13 protein-coding genes are annotated in these 14475 nt (G+C 71.1%); 7 read left to right on the top strand and 6 right to left on the bottom strand.

Features of this window, described 5'->3' with window-relative positions; translation table 11 throughout:
• Positions 1–18: 18 nt before the first annotated feature.
• Entirely contained in the window at positions 19–939 is a 921-nt protein-coding gene (locus tag ABJI51_RS17630; protein WP_348952115.1) for an NADP-dependent oxidoreductase, read from the top strand.
• Here ABJI51_RS17630 and ABJI51_RS17635 read toward each other — a convergent pair.
• Complete coding sequence (locus ABJI51_RS17635) at positions 936–1583, bottom strand: TetR/AcrR family transcriptional regulator (protein WP_431605633.1); 648 nt, start codon at positions 1581–1583, stop codon at positions 936–938. The two genes, ABJI51_RS17630 and ABJI51_RS17635, sit on opposite strands and share 4 nt — an antisense overlap.
• Positions 1584–1729: 146 nt before the next feature.
• Between ABJI51_RS17635 and ABJI51_RS17640 the strand changes: the two genes are divergently transcribed.
• The 3 genes from ABJI51_RS17640 to ABJI51_RS17650 all read left to right on the top strand — a co-directional run bounded on the left by ABJI51_RS17640 (position 1730) and on the right by ABJI51_RS17650 (position 4431).
• Positions 1730–2140, top strand: a complete 411-nt coding sequence (locus ABJI51_RS17640; RefSeq protein ID WP_348952426.1) for an SgcJ/EcaC family oxidoreductase — start codon at positions 1730–1732, stop codon at positions 2138–2140.
• Positions 2141–2258: 118 nt separating this feature from the next.
• On the top strand, positions 2259–3071 hold the full coding sequence (locus tag ABJI51_RS17645) for a siderophore-interacting protein (RefSeq protein ID WP_348952117.1): 813 nt from the start codon (positions 2259–2261) through the stop codon (positions 3069–3071).
• Positions 3072–3168: 97 nt separating this feature from the next.
• Positions 3169–4431: a styrene monooxygenase/indole monooxygenase family protein gene (locus ABJI51_RS17650; RefSeq protein ID WP_348952118.1), complete on the top strand. Its 1263-nt coding sequence runs from the start codon at positions 3169–3171 to the stop codon at positions 4429–4431.
• Here the strand turns inward: ABJI51_RS17650 and ABJI51_RS17655 are convergent.
• The 5 genes from ABJI51_RS17655 to ABJI51_RS17675 form a co-directional block, all read right to left on the bottom strand.
• Positions 4377–5807, bottom strand: a complete 1431-nt coding sequence (locus ABJI51_RS17655) for an alpha/beta fold hydrolase (RefSeq protein ID WP_348952119.1) — start codon at positions 5805–5807, stop codon at positions 4377–4379. The two genes, ABJI51_RS17650 and ABJI51_RS17655, sit on opposite strands and share 55 nt — an antisense overlap.
• A 257-nt stretch (positions 5808–6064) precedes the next feature.
• Positions 6065–7063, bottom strand: a complete 999-nt coding sequence (locus ABJI51_RS17660; RefSeq protein ID WP_348952120.1) for a TIGR03842 family LLM class F420-dependent oxidoreductase — start codon at positions 7061–7063, stop codon at positions 6065–6067.
• Between the two features lie 7 nt (positions 7064–7070).
• On the bottom strand, positions 7071–8453 hold the full coding sequence (gene hydA, locus ABJI51_RS17665) for a dihydropyrimidinase (RefSeq protein ID WP_348952121.1): 1383 nt from the start codon (positions 8451–8453) through the stop codon (positions 7071–7073).
• Positions 8453–9235, bottom strand: a complete 783-nt coding sequence (locus tag ABJI51_RS17670; protein ID WP_348952427.1) for a nitrilase-related carbon-nitrogen hydrolase — start codon at positions 9233–9235, stop codon at positions 8453–8455. Before ABJI51_RS17670 ends, hydA begins: the two co-directional genes overlap by 1 nt.
• Before the next feature lie 10 nt (positions 9236–9245).
• Positions 9246–10799: an NCS1 family nucleobase:cation symporter-1 gene (locus tag ABJI51_RS17675; RefSeq protein ID WP_348952122.1), complete on the bottom strand. Its 1554-nt coding sequence runs from the start codon at positions 10797–10799 to the stop codon at positions 9246–9248.
• Between the two features lie 241 nt (positions 10800–11040).
• Here ABJI51_RS17675 and ABJI51_RS17680 point away from each other — a divergent pair, with 241 nt between their 5' ends.
• The 3 genes from ABJI51_RS17680 to ABJI51_RS17690 all read left to right on the top strand — a co-directional run bounded on the left by ABJI51_RS17680 (position 11041) and on the right by ABJI51_RS17690 (position 14405).
• Positions 11041–11712, top strand: a complete 672-nt coding sequence (locus tag ABJI51_RS17680) for a response regulator transcription factor (protein ID WP_348952428.1) — start codon at positions 11041–11043, stop codon at positions 11710–11712.
• Positions 11709–12698, top strand: coding sequence for a HAMP domain-containing sensor histidine kinase (locus ABJI51_RS17685; protein ID WP_348952123.1), 990 nt, complete (start codon positions 11709–11711; stop codon positions 12696–12698). The genes ABJI51_RS17680 and ABJI51_RS17685 overlap by 4 nt, the downstream gene beginning before the upstream one ends.
• 267 nt (positions 12699–12965) lie before the next feature.
• Positions 12966–14405 (top strand): DUF4153 domain-containing protein, encoded by a 1440-nt coding sequence (locus ABJI51_RS17690; RefSeq protein WP_348952124.1) that lies wholly within the window; start codon positions 12966–12968, stop codon positions 14403–14405.
• Positions 14406–14475: the final 70 nt, after the last annotated feature.

Here is a 14475-nt window from a genome sequence, read left to right on the forward strand (position 1 = left end):
GACGTTCGAGGAGGCCCCATGGCGCGCGCGATCAGGTTCGACGAGTACGGCGGCGTGGACGTCCTCCGGGTGGCCGACGTCCCGCGCCCGGCGCCGGGACCGGGCCAGGTGCTCGTCGAGGTGCGCGCGGCCGCGATCAACCCGGGCGAGGTGTCGATCCGCCAGGGCGTGTTCCACGACCGCTGGCCCGCGACGTTCCCCTCGGGGCAGGGCAGTGACTTCGCCGGGGTCGTCGCCGCGCTCGGCGAAGGCGTCGAGGAGATCGCCGTGGGCGACGAGGTGATCGGCTTCGTCAACACCCGTTCCAGCCACGCCGAGTACGTGGTGGCGGAAGCGGCGGACCTGACGCCGAAGCCGGACGGCGTGCCCTGGGAGGTCGCCGGGTCCCTGTTCGTCGCGGGCACCACGGCCTACGCGGCGGTGCGCGCGGTGTGCCCGCGCGAGGGGGAGACGGTCGTCGTCTCCGGTGCCGCGGGCGGCGTCGGCTCGCTGGCCGTCCAGCTCGCGCGGCTGGCGGGGGCCACGGTGATCGGCATCGCGGGCGAGGCCAACCACGCGTGGCTGCGCGAATCCGGTGTCGTCCCGGTGTCCTACGGCGACGGCCTGCTCGACCGGATCACGGCCGCCGCCCCGGACGGCGTGCACGCGTTCGTCGACACCTTCGGGTCCGGCTACGTGGACCTGGCGCTGCAGCTGGGCATCCACCCGGGCCGCATCGACACGATCATCGACTTCGCCGCGGCGGAGAAGTACAACGTCAAGGCCGAGGGCAACGCGGACGCGGCGTCGGCCGACGTGCTGCGGGAGCTGGCGCTGCTGGTGGACAAGGGCCTGCTGGAGGTGCCGATCGCGCGCACCTACCCGCTGGCCGAGGTGCGGGAGGCCTACCGCGAGCTGGAGAAGCGGCACACGCGCGGCAAGATCGTGCTGCTGCCCTAGTTCTTCGCCGCCACGGCTTTCAGCCCGGCCAGGTAGGCGTCCAGGGCGAAGTCGAGGCGCTCGGCCGCGGTCCCGGCGTTGAAGAACTCGCCCAGCCGCAGCATGTTCGGGAACGCGTCGGCGGGCAGTGAGCGCATGTAGGCGACCATCTGCTCGCCGCGTTCGGACACCTCGGCGGCGTCGATCTCGCCCCACGTCCAGCCGCTCGCTTCGTACGCGTACGCCTTCGCGTACAACGACAGCGCGTCGCCCGCGAAGGCGGCCTGCTTGAGGTCGAGGCCACCGGCGCGCAGCAGGGCCAGCATGACTTCGCCCTGGCGCAGCGAGCTGGGCGTGATCGGCACGGCGATGTCCCACGCCACGCGCGCGATCCCGGGGTGGGCGACCATCGCGCGGATCTGCGCGCGGACGAGGTCCTTCACCTGCTCGTCCCAGCGGTCCGGGTCGGGCTCGGGCAGCGGCACGTCGGCGAGGACGGCGTCGAGCATCAGCTCCGCCAGTTCGTCCTTGCCGGACACGTGCGCGTAGAGCGACGCCGGACCGGTCTCCAGTTCCTGGGCGACCCGCCGCATGGTGACCGCGTCGAAGCCCTCCTTCGCGAGGATCTCCAGCGCCGTCTGCACGACGAGTTCCTGGGACAGCACGGGCTTCGCGGCGCGGCGGCGCGGGGCGCGGCGCCACGGCGGCGGGGGAACGGTCACGCGAACACTGTACTTGACGCGAACAGCGTTCGTCTGTAGAACGGTGTTCGTTAGACGAACAACGTTCGTGCAAAGGGGATCTCATGACTGTGACCACTGCCGAAGCCGACGTGCGTGCCGTGCTCGACCGGCTCACCGAGGCCTGGAACGCCGGGGACGCGGCCGCGTACGGGCGGCTCTTCACCGAGGACGCCGACTACGTGACCTTCTTCGGGATGAACTTCCCGGGCCGGGAAGCGATCGAAAGCTCACATCGCGCGCTGTTCGACGGCCCGCTGAAGGGCTCGACGCTGACCGGCAGGCTCGGCGCCGGGGCCAAGGTGCGATTTGTCCGCCCGGACGTCGCGGTCGTCCTCGTCGGCGGCGGCTCCTCGCTGGCGGGTGCGGACGTTCCGGACGAAGGCCGCGAATCCACCGTCACCTTCGTGCTGGTCCAGGAGGATGGCGACTGGCTGATCACGGCGTTCCAGAACACGCGCGTCTCGGATCCGCGCGGGTGAAAACGCTTGCGGAAGCCTCGTTCGTATTACTGCTTCCCGGACTGGGCACCCCGGAGTAGCCGTGCGTGCTCTCCGGCGCGTAGGGTGAGTTAGGTAAGCCTTAGCATTGGAGTGGCCGATGGCTGAAGCACCCCGGCGGTCCGGGCGTCCCGCGGTGCGGCTGCGGGTGCTGCGCACGGAACGGCTGACCCCGCACATGATCCGCATCGTCGCCGGCGGTGAGGGGATCGCGGCCTTCGAGCCGAACGAGTTCACCGACGCCTACGTGAAGGTGCTGTTCAAGGTGCCCGGCGTCGAGTACCCGGAGCCGTTCGACGTCCAGGAGTGCCGCGCCACGCTGCCGCGCGAGCACTGGCCGCGGATGCGGTCCTACACCGTCCGGGCGTTCGACCCGCAGGCCGGCGAGCTGGTCCTCGACTTCGTCCACCACGGCGACGAGGGCATCGCCGGCCCGTGGGCGGCCACGGCGAAGCCGGGTGACGAGCTGCTGCTGTCCGGCCCCGGCGGCGCGTACGCGCCGGGCACGGAGGCCGACTGGCACCTGCTGGCCGGCGACGAAAGCGCGTTGCCCGCGATCGCGGCGTCCCTCGAAGCGCTGCCCGCGGGCGTCCCGGCGCACGCGGTCATCCTCGTGGAGAACGCGGACGAGGAGCAGCCGCTGGTGACCAAGGCGGACGCGCAGATCCACTGGCTGCACCGGGCCGCCGGCGGCGACGTGGCGGCCGCGGTCCGCGAGCTGCCGTGGCGCGACGGCGTCGTGCAGGCCTTCGTGCACGGCGAGGCCGGATTCGTCCGGGAGCTGCGCCAGTACCTGCTCGAGGAACGCGGTGTCCGGCGCGACCTGCTGTCGATCTCGGGCTACTGGCGCTACGGCAAGAACGACGAAGCCTGGCGCGAGGAGAAGGCCGCCGAACGGGCGCGCGAGAAGTAGGTTCCCCGGCCCGTACCGCAGGCCGCCCGATCGGGCGGGGAAATCCGCGATGTGCCCATTACGTTGGGGGCACAGGGTTTCCGGGGGAGGGACGGCCATGCGGCGGATCGGGATCGTCGGAGCGGGACAGGCGGGTCTGGTCCTCGCCATCGGGTTGCGGCAGCTGGGCTACGCCGTCACGGTGTTCGCCGAGCGGCCCGCGGCCGAGGTGCGGGCCGGGCGGCTCGTGTCCAACCAGTGCCTGTTCGCCCCGGCCCTGCGCCGGGAACGCGAACTCGGCATCGGCTTCTGGGACGGCGAAGCGCCGCCGGTCGGCGAAATCTCCTTCGCCGCCGCCGGGGACGGCAGCGAGCCGTCGATGGCGTGGCGGGTCGCGCTCGACCGGCCCGCCCAGTCGGTCGACCAGCGCGTGAAGGTTTCGCGCTGGCTGGCCGAGTTCGAACGTCTCGGGGGCGAGCTGCGGATCCGCCGGGTCACCCCGGCCGATCTCGACGAGTGCGCCCGCGAGTTCGAGCTGCTCGTGGTCGCGGCCGGGCGCGGGCCGCAGTTCGACGCGCTCTTCCCGCGCGACGGCGAGCGTTCGCCCTACCGCGAGCCGCAGCGCGCGATCGGGGTCGCCTATGTCGCCGGGACGCTGGACGCCGTACCCGGCCTGACCTTCGGCATGGCGCCGGTGGGCGAGTTCTTCCTGCTGCCGGTGCTGTCCGTGCACGGGCCGGTGCACGGCATCGGCTTCTTCGGCGTACCCGGCGGCCCGATGGACGTCTGGGACGGCGTCACCGGCGTCGAGCAGCACCACGAGACGGCCCGCAAGCTGCTGCGCACGCACTACCCGTGGCAGGCCACGCTGCTCGACGAGGCATACCCGGTGGCGCCCACCGAAACGCTGCACGGCCGGATCACCCCCGTCGTGCGGCACCCGGTGGGCACGCTGCCGTCCGGGGCGAAGGTCCTGGCAATGGGCGACACCGCGGTGACCAACGACCCCGTCGGCGGCCAGGGCGCCAACATGGCCGCCCGTGCCGCCCGCGCATACCAGGACGCCATCGTCGACCGCGGCGACCGGCCGTTCGACGAGGAGTTCATGCACGACGCCTTCGCCCGCTACTGGCGGCACGCCCGCCACGCGACGCGCTTCACCAACGACCTCCTGGCCCCACCGCCGGCGCACGTCCTGGCCACTTTGGACACGGCGCAGCGCGTGCCGCGGGTGGCGCACCGGTTCGCGCACCTCTTCGAGAACCCGGCCGATTACGAAGGCTGGCTGGGTGATCCCGACGCGGCAATGCAGTACCTGCGCGATGTTCAGTCGGGTGTGCAGAGCGTGCCGGAAGCGGGGACGGCCCCGGTGACGAAGTAGCGGTCGAGCCAGGTGTCGATGCAGGTGCTCTTGCCGCGGGAGCCGTGGCCGTAGGTGTCGAGGCTCAGCAGGCGGGCGTTGGCCAGCAGCCGTTCCGTGCGCTGTGCTCCGCCGTACGGTGTCTCCAGGTCGCCCTGGCGGTTGGCCAGCAGCAGGATCGGGGCCGTCGGCCGGTTCCACGGTCCGCTGTAGCGTCCGGTGTCCGCGACGTTCCAGGTGGCGCACGGCAGTGTCTTGTACACGTCGTACGGCCCGAATCCTCGGCCGATCCGGTCGGCCTTGCGGGCGAAGTCCCACCAGACGGCTGGATCACGCGGGTTCTCCGCGTCCGAGCACAGGGTTGCTCCGCCGCCCAGCATCGAGTCGACGTCCGGGGGTGTGCCGGTTTCGGCCGGGGCCGGGTTCACCGGATCGGCCAGTGCCCGGAGGAACGCGGCCAGCTGCGGTGCGGACCGGGTGTCGAGCAGGAAGCCGTGGATCCGGCTGATCGCGCCCTGGTAGGTGACGGTGACCTGGCGCCCGGCCGGGTCGGTCACGGTGATCGGGCCGCGTTCGAGCCGGTCGAGGAGTGCGTCGTAGTCGAACGGGCACTGCGCCCCGCAGCCGTCCAAAAAGGACCTCATTGCCCGTGCGCCGTCTTCGTAGCCGCGCAGCCGGTAGCTCATCGGGGCCGAGCCGGACGACCAGCGCACCGGGTCGTCGACCGCGTCCAGGGCGAGTGCGCCCACCCGGTGCGGGAACAGGTTGGCGTACGTCTCGCCGAGATAGCTGCCGTAGGACTTGCCGTAGAAGCGCAGCTTCGGCTCGCCGAACGCGGCACGCAGCCGGTCGAGGTCGCGGGCGATCGTGCCGGTGGACAGGTGGTTCGCCAGCGGGCCCCCGTTCCGCGCGCAGAGATCCGTGATCGTGCGGGTGTCCGCGATCTGCCGTTGCTCGGCCTCGCGGGTGAGCGGGAACGTCCCGACGGCCCGCTGGAGCACTTCCAGCTGGGCCGGATCGGTGAAGCAGTGGATCTTCGAGCTGGCGCCGACACCACGCGGGTCGAACCCGACGATGTCGAACCGGCGGTGCAGCTCGGAGGTCAGTGCCGGGGCGAACCGGCCGGGCGAACCGGGGCCGCCCGGGTTGAAGAAGATGGTGCCCAGCTTGCGGGCCTGGTCGGTGGCGGGCAGCCGCGCGATCGCCAGGCGCACGGTACCCGCGGCGGAGTCCTGATAGGACAGCGGGACGTCGAGGTGGCCGCACTGGTAACCGGCCTGGCAGGCGTCGTCCCAGACGATTCCGGCCGGGCTCGCCGCGGCCGCGGGGGCGAGGGCACCCACCGCGAGCGCGGCGGCCCCCAGCGCCAGCGCGGCACGAAGTTTCCGAGAGGTCATGGAAACGATCGTCCCGCGCCGGCCCGGAGAGCACAGTGGGGTAAACCGCAAGATCGAGGTGGGGTAAACCGCACCTCCGGCGAGCCCAACCGCCCCAAGGCGGCCTTCGGTGCGTTCAAGGGGGATCCGCCGCTCGGCATGCGCTGAAGGGCACCTTCCGTGCATGTGACGCAAGGAAGGTGCCCTTCACTGCGCCGGACGCAAGCAAGGTGCCCTTCAGCCACTCGCCCAGCCCACCCAAGCCGGCGCTCTGGGGCCTAAGCCGTCAGCTTCGGGATGATCTGCGTTCCGTAAGCCGAAAGCGTCGCCTCGCGGTCGTCGTGCATCAGGTACAGCGAGAACTGGTCCACGCCCAGCTCCGCCAGTTCCTGCAGCCGCGAAATGTGCGCAGAAGCCGGGCCCAGCAGGCAGAACCGGTCGACGATCTCGTCCGGGACGAACTCCGTCGACGGGTTGCCCGCCTTGCCGTGGTGGCGGTAGTCGTACCCCTCCCGGTCGCGGATGTAGTCGGTCAGCTCGCGGGGCACCGCCCCCGACGAGCCGTAGCGGGCCACCAGGTCCGCGACGTGGTTGCCGACCATCCCGCCGAACCAGCGCAGCTGTTCACGCTGGTGCGCCACGTCGTCGCCGACGTAGGCCGGGGCCGCCACGCAGATCGTGATGCCCGCCGGGTCCCGGCCGGCCGCGCGGGCCGCGTCGCGGACCGCGCCGATCGTCCAGCGGGCGATCGCCGGGTCCGCGCACTGCAGGATGAAGCCGTCGGCGTGCTCGCCGACCGTCTGCAGCGCCTTTGGCCCGTACCCGGCCATCCACATCTCGAGCTGCCCGTTGGTGATCCACGGGATCTGCACGGTCCTGTCGTTCATCGTCACCGCGCGGCCCTCGGCGAGGTCCTTCACCACGCGCATGCAGTCCCGCACGGTGGCCAAAGTGGACGGTGGCTTGCCGACCACCCGGTGTGCCGAGTCGCCGCGGCCGATGCCGCAGATCGTCCGGTTGCCGTACATGTCGTTGAGCGTGGCGAACGTCGACGCCATGACCGACCAGTCGCGGGTGCCGGGGCTGGTCACCATCGGCCCGACGACCAGCGACGACGTCGCCGCGAGGATGGCCGAGTAGATGACGAACGGTTCCTGCCACAGCACGCAGGAGTCGAACGTCCAGCCGTAGCGGAACCCGCAGTCCTCGGCGTCCTTCATCAGCCGCACGACGTCCCGCGCGGGCGGGTCGGTCTGCAGCACGATCCCGAAGTCCATCGCTACCTCAATTCAGATATTGATTCAGCGAGCGGGACAGGAACTTCCCGTGCGACGTCGACCCGCTGAACCCGTCGGGCGACACGACGACACGCCCACGCGACAGCACGGTGTGCACGCGGCCGGTGATCTCCAACCCTTCGTACGCCGAGTAGTCCACGTTCATGTGGTGCGTCGAGGCCGACAGCGTCTGCGTCGCCGCCGGGTCGTAGAGCACGATGTCGGCGTCCGAACCCGCCGCGATCACGCCCTTCTTCGGGTACAGCCCGAACATCCGCGCCGGCGTCGCCGAGCACGTCTCGACCCAGCGCCCGAGCGTCAGCTCGCCCGCGACGACGCCCTGGTGCAGCAGGTCCATCCGGTGTTCGACGCCGGGAATCCCGTTCGGGATGGCCCGGAAGTCGCCGCGGCCCAGTTCCTTCTGGTCCTTGAAGCAGAACGGGCAGTGGTCGGTGGACACCACGGACAGGTCGTTCGTCCGCAAGCCCCGCCACAGGTCGGCCTGGTGCGACTTCTCCCGCAGCGGCGGCGACGCGACGTACTTCGCGCCCTCGAAATCGGGCTTCGCCAAGTCCTCTATGGACAGATAGAGGTACTGCGGGCACGTCTCGGCGAAGACGTTCTGGCCGTCGTTGCGGGCTTCCGCCACCGCCGCCAGCGCCTGCGACGCCGACAGGTGCACGATGTACAGCGGCGCGCCGGTGACCTTCGCCAGCTGGATCGCCCGCGACGTCGCCTCGCCCTCCAGCTCCGGCGGGCGCGTGAGGCCGTGCTGGACCGGATCGATCTTCCCGGCCTCGAACGCCTGCGCGGCCAGCTGGTCGATCGCGATGCCGTTCTCCGCGTGCATCATGATCGTGGCGCCGGTCTCGCGTGCCTTCTGCATGGCCAGCAGGATTTCGCCGTCGGTGGAGTAGAAGACGCCCGGGTAGGCCATGAACATCTTGAAGCTGCCGACCCCGCCCTCGATGCAGGCCTCCATCTCCTTCAGCGACTGGTCGTTGACGTCGCTGATGATCATGTGGAAGCCGTAGTCGATCGCGCAGTTGCCGTCGGCCTTGCCGTGCCACTTGTCCAGTGTGGACAGCAGCGACGTGCCCTTGGCCTGCACGGCGAAGTCGATGATCGTCGTCGTGCCGCCCCACGCCGCGGCGGTCGTGCCGGTGGCGAACGTGTCGACCGAGTGTGTGCCGCCGAACGGCATCTCCATGTGGGTGTGCGCGTCGATGCCGCCCGGCAGCACGTACTTGCCGGTGGCGTCGATCGTCTCCTCGCCGGACAGCGTCCCCGGCGCCCCGACGGCGGCGATGATCTCGCCGTCGACGAGGACGTCCGCCAGGAGCGCGCCGGACGGGGAAACGACCTGGCCACCGCTGATCAGGATGGTCATCAGGCCTCCGTGAGCGGGCCGTAGGTGTCCGGGCGGCGGTCGCGGTAGAACGCCCACGTGTTGCGGACCTCGTCGAGCAGGGACAGGTCGAGGTCGCGCACGACGACCTCGTCGTCGGTGTCGGACGCGGCGTCCCCGACCAGCTGCCCGCGCGGGTCGACGAAGTACGTCTGGCCGTAGAAGTCGTTGTCGCCCAGTGGTTCCACGCCCACCCGGTTGATCGCGCCGACGAAGTACTCGTTCGCCACCGCGGCCGCGGGCTGCTCCAGCTTCCACAGGTACTGCGACAGGCTGCGGCTGGTCGCCGACGGGTTGAACACGATCTTCGCGCCGGCCAGGCCGAGCGCGCGCCAGCCCTCCGGGAAGTGCCGCTCGTAGCAGATGTAGACGCCGATGCGGCCCACGGCGGTGTCGAACACCGGGTAGCCGAGGTTGCCGGGCCGGAAGTAGAACTTCTCCCAGAACCCCTTGACCTGCGGGATGTGGTTCTTGCGGTACTTGCCGAGGTACGTACCGTCGGCGTCGATCACCGCGGCGGTGTTGTAGTAGACGCCGGGCTGCTCGACCTCGTACATCGGCACGATCAGCACGACGCCGTGGCGCTCGGCCACCTCCTGCATGAGCTTCGTCGTGGGCCCGTCGGGAATGGCCTCGGTGTAGGAGTAGTAGTCGGCGTCCTGCACCTGGCAGAAGTACGGCCCGTAGAACAGCTCCTGCAGGCAGACGACCTGGGCGCCCTGCGAAGCGGCGGTGGCGATGTGGTCGACCGCCGCCTTGATCATGGACTCCTTGTCACCCGTCCACCGCTGCTGGATCAGGCCGGCTCGAACCACGCTCACTGATTTCCTCCTTCGTTGCCGGACGGGACAGGACGGCGAAGACGACGAACGCGCCGACCAGGCCGACCACCCAGTTGTAGTCGTAGAGGGGCTTGAGGACCGGGATGATCCCGCCGTCGGGGAACGGGCCGCCGTAGGCACCGCCGACCGCGAGGACGGCTCCCACCAGCGTGGCGACCAGCGCCCGCCAGTTCCAGCCGCCGCTGAACCAATACACCCCATCGGGTGTGTACAGGTCCTTCAGCCGCAGCTTCGTGCGGTTGACGACCCAGTACCCGGCGACGAGCACGCCCGCGACGGCGCCGAGCAGGCCGCCGTAGAAGCCGAGCCACGCGAAGATGTAGATGTTCGGGTCGGAGTACAGCCGCCACGGCTGGATCAGGATGCCGATGACGCCGGTGATCCCGCCGCCGACGGCGAAGGTGATCCGCTTGGGGAAGGCGTTGGAGAAGTCGTAGGACGGGCTGACGACGTTGGCCGCCAGGTTCGCCGAGATCGTCGCCAGCACCAGCGCGACCAGCGCGACGACCACCACGACCGGGCTGGAGAACCGGTCCGCCAGCTGCGCCGGGTCCCAGATGTCCTTGCCGTAGAGCACCTGCCCGCCCGAGGTGGTCAGGATGGCCACGATCGCGATGAACGTCATGGTCGTCGGCAGGCCGAGGACCTGGCCGCGGGCCTGCTTGCGCTGGCTGCCGCCGAAGCGGGTGAAGTCCGGCATGTTCAGCGACAGCGTCGACCAGAACGCGATCATCGCCATCAGCGCCGGGGCGAACACCTTCCAGAAGTCCGGGCCCCAGCCGAGCTTGCCGGGGTCGGACAGGATCGGGCCGAAGCCGCCCGCCTCGATCAGCACGTAGCCGAGCATGATCAGGAACCCGACGGACACCAGCGGCGCCGTCCAGTTCTCGAACCGGCGGACCGCCTCCATGCCGCGCCAGATGATGAGCATCTGGCCGATCCAGAAGACCACGAAGGACAGCCACAGCGTCCAGTGCTGCCCGGCGACGACGGCGGAGTCGCGCCACCACGAGCCGAGCAGGCGGCCGAGGATGACGTAGATGGCCTCGCCGCCGACCCAGGTCTGGATGCCGAACCAGCCGCACGCGATGAACGCACGCAGCAGCGCGGCCAGGTTGGCGCCGCGCAGCCCGTAGAACGCGCGGGCGAACACCGGGAACGGGATGCCGTACTTCGTGCCGGCGTGGCTGTTGAGGAGCATCGGGACCAGCACGATCAGGTTGCCGATCGTGATGGTGAGCAGCGCCTGCACCCAGTTCATCCCGAGGGTGATGAGCGAGGCGGCCAGCGCGTAGCTGGGGATGTTGTGCGCCATCCCCATCCAGAGCGCGAAGTAGTTGTAGGTGGTCCAGGTCCGTCTTCCGACGGGGACGGGGGCCAGCTCCTCGTTGAAGAACCGGCTGCCTTCGAGAGACCGGACGTCGGCGGGGTCGAGCTCGACCCGGCCGTCGTCGTGCACGCGCTGGTCTGCGGGTGTCGGCGCCATTGCGGCATCCTGCGCGCCTGGTCATCGCCTCGGCAACGGCAGAGTGTTCACTCTTCGCCGATCAGGAGTGCAGTCTGTCGATTGCGCGAACGGCCGCCGGAGTGCATGACCTGCGTCACACATCTGCCCGTCACGAACCGGCAAAGCGGGGGAAACGTCTCCACAGGATCTTCACAGTTCGCCCGGACCGTCTCCACCGGGGGTGCCTAGGGTCGTGGTCATGGAACTGGGTGGGCGGCGCGTGCTCGTCGTCGAGGACGACGTCACGATCGCCGCGTCGATCGCGGCCCGGCTGCGGGCCGAGGGGTTCACCGTGGACGTCGCGCACGACGGGCCCGCCGCGGTCGAGGCCGACACCGCGGCGGAGCCGGATCTGGTCGTGCTGGACGTCATGCTGCCGGGCTTCGACGGCCTGGAGGTCTGCCGCCGGATCCAGGCGCGGCGCCCGGTGCCGGTGCTGATGCTGACCGCGCGTGCCGACGAGACGGACATGCTGGTCGGGCTGGGCGTCGGCGCCGACGACTACCTGACGAAGCCGTTCTCGATGCGGGTGCTCACCGCCCGGGTGCACGCGCTGCTGCGGCGGGTCGAGCGCTCGTCGTCGGTGGTGGGCAGCCGGATCGTGCTGGGCGACCTCGAGATCGACGTCGACCAGCGGCGGGTGGCCCGTGCCGGGGTCGCGGCGCAGCTGACGCCGATCGAGTTCGACCTGCTGGTGCACTTCGCGCGGCGGCCGCGGGTGGTGCAGCCGCGGGAACGGCTGCTGTCGGAGGTGTGGGACTGGGACGTCGCAGGCACGTCGGCGGGGACGCGGGCGGTGGACAGCCACATCAAGGCGCTGCGGCGGAAGCTCGGGGCGGACCTGATCCGCACGGTGCACGGCGTCGGCTACGCACTGGAGGCGGGATCGTGAACCTCGTGCCGCGGCCGCTCGACCGGATCCGGTCGATCAAGCTGAAGCTGGCCATCCTGATGGTGGCCTCCGGCGGGATCGCGTTCGCGTTCTTCAACTGGCAGATCGGCTGGCTGCCGCCGAAGACGACGCTCACCGCGATGGTCCTGGCGCTGGTGCTGTCGCAGGTACTGGCGCACGGCATGACCCGGCCGCTGCGCGAGATGACGGCGGCGGCCCGTGCCATGGCCAAGGGCGACTACACGCGCCGCATCCGCGCGACCACCCGTGACGAGGTGGGCGAGCTGGCGCGGGCGTTCAACCAGATGGCGGGCGACCTCGGCGACGCGGACCGGCGGCGCCGCGAGCTGATCGCCAACGTGTCCCACGAGCTGCGCACGCCGATCACGGCGTTGCACGGCGTGCTGGAGAACCTGGCCGACGGCGTCGAGGACCCGGACCCGGCGACGCTGAAGACGGCACTGCAGCAGACCGAGCGCCTGGCAACCCTGGTGGGCGAGCTGCTGGACCTGTCGCGCCTGGACGCGGGGGCGATCCCGCTGCACAAGACGTCGTTCTCACTGTGGGCGCTGTTGTCCGAAGTGGTCGGCGAGGCGGCGTTCGCGGGCCGCGGGGTGACGTTCTCGGTGTCGGTCTCCCCGGAGGGAGCAACGGTGACGGCCGACCGCGGCCGCCTGTTCCAGGTGGTGGCCAACCTCCTGGAGAACGCGGCCCGCCACGGCCCGGCGGGCGGCGAGGTGCGGGTGCTGGCCCAGGTGGGGCCGGACGAGGTCCGCATCGACGTGTGCGACGAGGGCCCGGGCATCGCCCCGGCCGACCGCGAGCGGGTGTTCGAGCGGTTCTCCCGCGGAGAGCGCACGACGGGCGGGGGAACGGGCCTCGGGCTGGCGATCGCCCGGTGGGCGGTGGACCTGCACGGCGGGACGATCGGGGTCGTGGACTCCGCGCCAGGGTCGCGGATCCGGGTGACGCTTCCGGCGGGGTAGCTCTTACACCGGACCTCGTGAGTGGTAATTCGCGTTAGAACCCGAATTGCCACTCACGACCGCTACCCGGCCGGGCGGTGCACCTGCGGTCCCTTTCGGGCTCGGGCAACGGAGATATTTGCGAACGTGAACACAAGACGCGAGAAAGCGGGCGAGATGCCGAAGAGCAGGATCGGGGGACCGGGCGATGCGGAGAGCGGGGTGCCGCGAGGGAAGCGCTCGGTCGCTTCGCGTGAATCACCAACGACGACGGTCGCTGCGCCGCCCGTGCTTCTCCACCCGCTGCCGCCGCCGAAGTCCGCCGTCGTCCCGCTGCCACCTGCGGTCCTCCCCGCGGCCGGGCTCGCCGGGGTTGCCGCGGCGCTCGTCCTGCCCGTCGACCGGCCCGGCGTCGGCTGGCTGCTCACCGGTGTCGCCGTCACCGCTGCCGTCGTTGTCGCCGACCGGCGGTCGCGGACCATCGGGCCGAGTCCCTTCACCTGGGCGAACGCCGTCTGGGGTGCGCTCGCCCTCGGCCTGCTCGCCGTCGGCGCCGTGCGGGCCTCCGGGTGGCTGTTCGCCCTCTGCGTGCCGGCCGCCGTCGTCGCCGGGTCGCTGGCCGTCGTCGGGGAACGGACCGTCAACAGCGTCCTCTACGACATGCTCGCCCTGCCCGTCGAAGCCGTCCGGGCCATCCCGTGGACCGGCCGCGGAGTCGGGCGCTTCGCCGCCCGCCGGGACGGGGTCGCCCGGCGGATCGCGCTCGCCGTGCTTGCCGCCGCCGCGCTCGTCGGCGTGTTCGTCCCGCTGCTCGCGAGCGCCGACGCCGCCTTCGCCGCCGTCGTGAACGCCGCCATTCCGGATCTCAGCGCCGGTGTGCTCCTGCGGTGGTGTGCCGTGTTCGCCGTCGTCGCGCTCTTCGTCGCCGGAGGCTGCTACTTCCTTGCCGCGCCACCGGAACGGGCCACTGGTACACGTCCACAAAGGACTGGATACGGTCTGGAGTGGACGTTCCCGCTCGCGGTCCTCGTCGTGATCTTCGGCGTGTTCGTCGGCGTGCGGCTGGTCGTGCTCTTCGGCGGCACCGGGTACGTCCTGCGCACCAGCGGCCTGACGTCGGCGGAGTACGCCCGCGGCGGCTTCTGGCAGCTGTGCGCGGTGACCGTCCTGACGCTCGCCATCGTCGCCGCCGCGCTGCGGTGGGCGCCGGACGCCACGAAAGCCGACCGGCTCCGCCAGCGCGTCCTGCTCGGGGCGCTGAGCGTGCTGAGCCTGGTGCTCGCCGGGTCGGCGTTGAGTCGCATGTGGACCTACCAGCAGGCGTACGGCTTCACCGTCCTGCGGCTGCTGGTCGAAACCTGCGAACTCTGGTTCGGCGCGGTGTTCGTCCTCGTGCTGGCGTCGCTGGTGCGGCTGCGCCCGTCGTGGCTGCCGCGGGCGGCGATCGGCACGGCCGCGGCCGCCCTGCTCGTCCTCGCGATCCTGGACCCGGAACGGCTCATCGCCGAGGCCAACCTCGACCGCGCGGCCGCCGGGAAACCGCTGGACGACCGCTACCTCGCCGGCTTCTCCGCCGACGTCGTCCCGGTGGTGTCGGCGCGGCTGCCGGAACCGCTGCGCACCTGCGTGCTGTGGCAGGTCCTGGCCGACGACGTCCCGGACGGCTGGCCCGCCTGGAACCTCAGCCGCGCGGCGGCGCGGGAGGTGCCGCTCGGCCGCTGCGGCTGAACCGGAACGCCGCCGGGCGCGTGCATAACGAATACGGGGAAGCCACCGGGCCGTCGTGGGGGCGGCCCGG

Source organism: Amycolatopsis melonis (genome assembly GCF_040064235.1).
GTDB lineage: Bacteria > Actinomycetota > Actinomycetes > Mycobacteriales > Pseudonocardiaceae > Amycolatopsis > Amycolatopsis melonis.

What these genes read in the sequence shown, in the direction of transcription:
- ABJI51_RS17645 (WP_348952117.1), top strand. Translation starts at nt 2,259, where the DNA reads ATGGCTGAAGCACCCCGGCGGTCCGGGCGTCCCGCGGTGCGGCTGCGG.
- ABJI51_RS17660 (WP_348952120.1), bottom strand. Translation starts at nt 7,063, where the DNA reads ATGGACTTCGGGATCGTGCTGCAGACCGACCCGCCCGCGCGGGACGTC.
- ABJI51_RS17670 (WP_348952427.1), bottom strand. Translation starts at nt 9,235, where the DNA reads ATGATCAAGGCGGCGGTCGACCACATCGCCACCGCCGCTTCGCAGGGC.
- hydA (WP_348952121.1), bottom strand. Translation starts at nt 8,453, where the DNA reads ATGACCATCCTGATCAGCGGTGGCCAGGTCGTTTCCCCGTCCGGCGCG.
- ABJI51_RS17655 (WP_348952119.1), bottom strand. Translation starts at nt 5,807, where the DNA reads ATGACCTCTCGGAAACTTCGTGCCGCGCTGGCGCTGGGGGCCGCCGCG.
- ABJI51_RS17675 (WP_348952122.1), bottom strand. Translation starts at nt 10,799, where the DNA reads ATGGCGCCGACACCCGCAGACCAGCGCGTGCACGACGACGGCCGGGTC.
- ABJI51_RS17630 (WP_348952115.1), top strand. Translation starts at nt 19, where the DNA reads ATGGCGCGCGCGATCAGGTTCGACGAGTACGGCGGCGTGGACGTCCTC.
- ABJI51_RS17650 (WP_348952118.1), top strand. Translation starts at nt 3,169, where the DNA reads ATGCGGCGGATCGGGATCGTCGGAGCGGGACAGGCGGGTCTGGTCCTC.